Annotated in this window: 4 protein-coding genes and 1 pseudogene; all 5 read right to left on the reverse strand. The window is 63.2% G+C overall.

Features of this window, described 5'->3' with window-relative positions:
* Positions 1-488 (reverse strand): annotated as a pseudogene (locus tag EN879_RS23765) (hypothetical protein); the annotation flags it as partial.
* Complete coding sequence (locus EN879_RS23770) at positions 485-1,615, reverse strand: glycosyltransferase (RefSeq protein WP_063170154.1); 1,131 nt, start codon at positions 1,613-1,615, stop codon at positions 485-487. The pseudogene EN879_RS23765 and the gene EN879_RS23770, both read right to left, overlap by 4 nt.
* Positions 1,616-1,617: 2 nt before the next feature.
* On the reverse strand, positions 1,618-2,718 hold the full coding sequence (locus tag EN879_RS23775; RefSeq protein ID WP_063170155.1) for a glycosyltransferase family 4 protein: 1,101 nt from the start codon (positions 2,716-2,718) through the stop codon (positions 1,618-1,620).
* Positions 2,703-3,995, reverse strand: coding sequence for a TIGR04295 family B12-binding domain-containing radical SAM protein (locus tag EN879_RS23780; RefSeq protein WP_063170156.1), 1,293 nt, complete (start codon positions 3,993-3,995; stop codon positions 2,703-2,705). The genes EN879_RS23775 and EN879_RS23780 overlap by 16 nt, the downstream gene beginning before the upstream one ends.
* The coding region (locus EN879_RS23785) for an NAD-dependent epimerase/dehydratase family protein (protein WP_348631501.1) at positions 3,992-5,090 on the reverse strand (1,099 nt) is incomplete at its 5' end. The genes EN879_RS23780 and EN879_RS23785, both read right to left, overlap by 4 nt.

The following is a 5,090-nucleotide window of genomic DNA, read 5'->3' on the forward strand; positions in this document are numbered from 1 at the left end:
CATTCGTTCGCCCCCATGGCACGGTAGGCCCATACCACGGGGTCGCCGCCTCCATAGGTCAGCACAAGGTCGATTTCTTGCAGGGCGCTATGGAGCGGATGGTCCGGTTCGTCGCGCAACTGGGCAAGGGTTGCCGGAGCGTCCACGTCCCAGAATACCACCAGCGCGTCGCTGCGGGCGTGGTCGAGAACGGCGCGCAGCAGCGCCTCGTCCTCGAAACCGACGCCACTCGCCTTGACGACGATGTCGGCGCTGGCGGCACGTGCCGCGACCTGCATCAGCGCGTGCTGGGTCGCTTCATAAACGACGACAGTGCACCAGTCAGGCGCCTCGATGTCGCGATTCTTCTGCCGGTCGTAGACGTCGGGTTCATAGAAGGTGATTTCGTAGCCCAATTGGGAAAGCGCCTTCAGCAACCCGCGATAGTAAGTCGCGGCACCGTTCCAGTAGGACGACAAAAGACTCGATCCGTAGAATGCCATCTTCATGCGGCGGCTTCCTTTGCGGTGGTGTTGTTGATGGTATGTTCGGTCGTGCATGCCGTGAGCACGCGGAACAGCTCGTCAACGCGGTGCTGGCAGGTATGCCGGGAGCGAATGGTCTCGAGGCCCGAAGTCACCAGGGAAGCCGCGAAATCCGCATCGGCCAATACCGCCCGCAAGTGTTGCCGCATCTGAGAGCCGTTCTCCGCAAACAGGAAGTCGACGCCGGGCCTGAACAACTGCTCGACATCGGACCAGGGTGCTGAAATCAGCGGAATGCCGCAGGCGAGCGCCTCGAACATCCGGATCGTCGGAATTCCAGGCAATCCCTCACGATAGGGGCGCCGTGGGATGTGAACGGTGACACGATGCGCGGCGAACGCCTTCGGCACATCGGCATTGGCGATCCACCCATCATAGCGCAGTCCGGCGGCGGCCAGGTCCGCAAGTGCGGGCTTGGGATAGCGTACGCCGTGAACAGTGGCCTCGAGACCGAGATCGTGTACTGGCTCGATCAGAAATTCCTTGAGTTCGGCAGTCCGCTCATCGTCGCCCCAGTTTCCAATCCAGACCAGATCGGACATGGGATGGATCTCTGGGTGCGGCTTGAACAGGCGATCGTCCGCGGCTTCATGCCAGGTGAAGACGCGCTTGCCCCAGCCGGCGCGCAGATAGCTCTCGCGCAAGGTCTCGCCAAAGGCGAGGACGCCGTCATAGTGCTCCAACCGTAGCGCCGAGATTGCCTCGGTCGCCGATACGGCCCGGTGATGGGTGTCATGAAACAGAAGGATGAAGTTGCCGCCAGCGGCCCGGGCACGGCCGATGCGTGCGACAAGCTCCGGATCCGTCCACTCATGAACGATCACAACGTCGGCCTCGGCGATCCAGGCCTCGTGATCGAACCCGGCATTGTAGGTCACCGGCATCAACTCTGGGAAATCCTTGCGGAAGCGTTCGATGGCGAAGGATCCCTTCTCGGCCAACAGGTTCGAACGGCTCCAGCCGTCGGACGGCTCCAGCGCGACTGCCTGGTGCTGGCGCGCGATCAGATCCCGCATGATACCGCGCAGGAAATGGGCATTGCCGTGGTTCCAGTCGGATAGGACCGAGTGGGTGTAGAACAAAAAGCGCATGGTCAACGCCCCGCCATAGCCAGGGCCGCCTTGTCGTAGACGCCTCGCATGGCTGCCGCTTGCCTGGCCAGTGTAAACCGGCGGCTCCGTCGCATCGCTGCCTGGCCGAGCTCTCGCCTGAGTTCGGCATCGCTGGAAAGACGATTGAGGCCGGCAGCGAGGTCGTGCGGATTGCGCGCGTCAAAGAACATCGCAGCCCCGTCCCATAGTTCGCGATAGGTTGCGATGTCGGAAAGCACCAGGGGCGTCGCCGACATGGCAGCTTCCAGCGCGGCCAGACCGAATGGCTCATAGATCGACGGCGACACGAAAATGCCGGCGCGCGCCATCAAGGAGCGCACCTCGTGAGACGGCAGTGCTCCCAGAGGAACAGCATAGCTGAAGCTGGTACGCCCGCCGTTCGGACCGTGCATCGAACCGGCGGCAAAGACGGGCCATCGCGTCAGCGACGCGGCCTGGTCGATCACCGCCGCATTCTTCCCCTCGTCCCACCAGCGGGCAGCGGCGAAGACGAGCGGTTGGCGCTTTTCGGCCTTCGGCACCGGACTGGCACTATTTCCCACCACACTCAGACGCGCGATCGGGCCGTAGCAGGTCTCAAGCATGTCGGCGTGGCTGCGGCTCGGCACGATGACTGCGTCGGCCCGATTGAAGCCACGCCTGTTGCGCTCCTTCTGCCAGGCCCACGCGCCATCCACTGCCTGTTTCCTGACGGCGTGGAACCATGTCGTCACGCAGGAATGGGAGACCGCCACGGCTGGGCACGGCGCATCGAATCCCGCCGCCTGCGTCGGCGCGTTGAAATGGACTAGGTCGATGGCGTGGTCGCGCATGGGCGCAAGCAATTCTCGCGGTAGCGCATCCAGGTCGCCGCCGTTGTGGGTCATCCAATCCGGCGGCGTGTTCAACCAGATCAGCGTGGTGAAAGCCTCTGCCTCCGCAGCCTGCTGCCTCGTCGGCTGGGGACCGAGCCCGGCAAGCACCACGCTGTCGCCGCCGTTCACAAGTTCCCTTGCCAGATCAAGCGCATAGCGCCATACGCCGCCCACGGCATCGACGGTCATCAGGATGCGCCACGAGCGCGGCGTCAGTGTCCGCAACATGTCGCCTCCAGTTCCGCCAGCGGCCGGGGCCGCTTCTCCTGGATGTCACTGAATTTCTGGAAGGATGCGAGATAGTGGTCATGGGCGCGCTCCCAGGCAAGGTCGTCGGGTTCGCCCCAAAGCTCGCGATAGCTGGGCGAACTCGGATACGGATAAAGCGGAACAGGTTCATTGGCCCATACGCCGTGGTCGATCAGGTGGGTTCGCCAGCGCTCGACCAGGGCGGGATCATCCTCGACCACGCCGATCAGATTGGCTTGAACGAATGGAACGTGACGTCTAGCATCGACGAGCAGCGCGGCAAGTTCCTCGGTGCCCAGCCGGCAGCGCTTGGCCAGCATCGCCCGGCCTTCAACCGTCAGGCTTTCGAGCCCTGCTTCAATGGAGACGCAGCCTGCGGCGCCCAGCAATTCCAGCAGCTCGGGCTTCCACAGATCGATGCGGGTCTGCACGCCGAATTTCACATTGCGATCGACCAAGGCTTCCAGCAACGCTTTTTGCGGCAGGAAGATTTCGTCGATGAAGTAGATGTAGCCGACACCTTGGGCAATCAGCCGATCGATCTCCGCGACCACCGCTTCGTGGTTTCGACGGCGATAGGCATCACGGAAATCGATCTTGGCGCAGAAGCTGCAATTGTAGGGACAGCCGCGCGATGCCTCGACTTCCGCGCCGAACCCGACCTGATTGTCATCGAACCTGTGATGGTGGTGCGAATGGGCTGCGATCCAGTCCGCAGGCCATTCGAGGGGTGGATGATCGACAAACGAGCTGGCGTGGACGCCGCCGTTCGAAACCACCCTGGCATCCCGCAGATAAGCGGTTGAGGGCACTGCGCTCCAATCGTCGCGCCGGGCAAGTTGCTCGACGACTTCTTCGCATTCGCCGCGCACGACGATGTCGACGCCGAGCTTGCGCAAGGTTGGCGCCGGCGTGGCCGAGCCGTGCGGGCCGACGGCGACCGTGCGTCCACCGCGCCCGGCGAGAAGGTTGAGGAAATCGGCCGGCACGCGCAATTCCGGCGGTGCGCAGCGCCAGAACAGATAGGTCGGCGCGGTACTGACGACAGTCATTGCCGGGGCGAAATCGGCCACCCGCTCGCAAAGACCGGAATTGTCGAGCTTCTGCAACTGACCATCCAGCATCAGCACCTCATGTCCGGCGGCTTCGAGCAGGGCCTTCGAATAGCCGAGTTCCAGCGGCAGATGTGGTTGGCGGCAGCCGAAATAGATGCTGTCGTCGTAGGTCCAGAATGGGTTTACCAGAGCGATTTTCATGCGACGTACCTCACGGCTTCGGGGTGAGGCTCGAGCCGGTGGCGCTGCAGCCAGTCGGCTAGGTCGCGGACGCCTTCGCGCCATGAAACCTGGGCCATCCAGCCAAGCGCGGTTTTGATCTTGCGGGTGTCGGCGACGAAGAAGGGCTGGTCGCCGGTGCGTTCGCCATCATGGCGGATTGAAAGCTCATGGCCGGTCAGGCCACGGATCTCGCTCAACAGCGTGCGCAGGCTGAGCGCATTTTCCGGGCCGCCGCCAAGATTGAATGCCTGGCCTTTGGTCGTCTCGATGTGGTCGAGTACGGCCCTGTAGGCGGCGACGGCATCGGAAACATGTAGGATATCGCGCACTTGCCTGCCGTCACCGTAAATGGTGATGGGGCGTCCCGTCAGCGCGCTGAGCAGGAAGTGCGCGACCCAGCCCTGGTCCTCGGTTCCGAACTGGCGCGGTCCATAGATGCAGCTCATCCGCAGCACCGCCGTCGGCATGCCGTAGGATTTGGCGTAGTCGAGCACATACTGGTCCGCCGCGCCCTTGGAGCAACCGTAGGGCGTGCAGAAGTCCAGGCCCCGAGCCTCATCGATGCCGTTCGCCTGGATGACGCTGTCGCAAGGCACATAGCGGTCGCCGTCCTCGCGGACCGCGACGTCGGGCAGGCTGCCATAGACCTTGTTGGTGCTGGCGAAGACAACAGGAATACACTCACCGCTCAGTCGCGCCGCCTCCAGTACGTTGAATGTTCCGCGAAGGTTGATGTCGAAATCCTCGCCCGGCTGGACCAGGCTTGTGGTGACGGCGGTTTGCGCGGCCAGATGGAAAATTGCCTTTGAACCCGTCAGAGCCGGCGCCAAGGCGTTGGCGTCCCGCACGTCGATGGTCTCCACCGTGAGGCGACTGGCGTGTTTTTGCGCCAGCCATTCAAGGTTCTGCTGGACGCCCGGACGGCTGAGATTGTCGATCACCAGCACCGGTTCGCCATCCGACAACAGGCTGTCGGCGAGGTTCGATCCTATGAAGCCGCTGCCGCCGACGATGGCGACCGGCGCGTCGCTTCGATTGCGTGTGTTCATGACACCAGCCCGCGTTCTTCGAGCT

Origin of the sequence: Mesorhizobium sp. M7A.F.Ca.AU.002.02.1.1 (assembly GCF_003998535.1) — a bacterium.
Classification (GTDB): domain Bacteria; phylum Pseudomonadota; class Alphaproteobacteria; order Rhizobiales; family Rhizobiaceae; genus Mesorhizobium; species Mesorhizobium ciceri.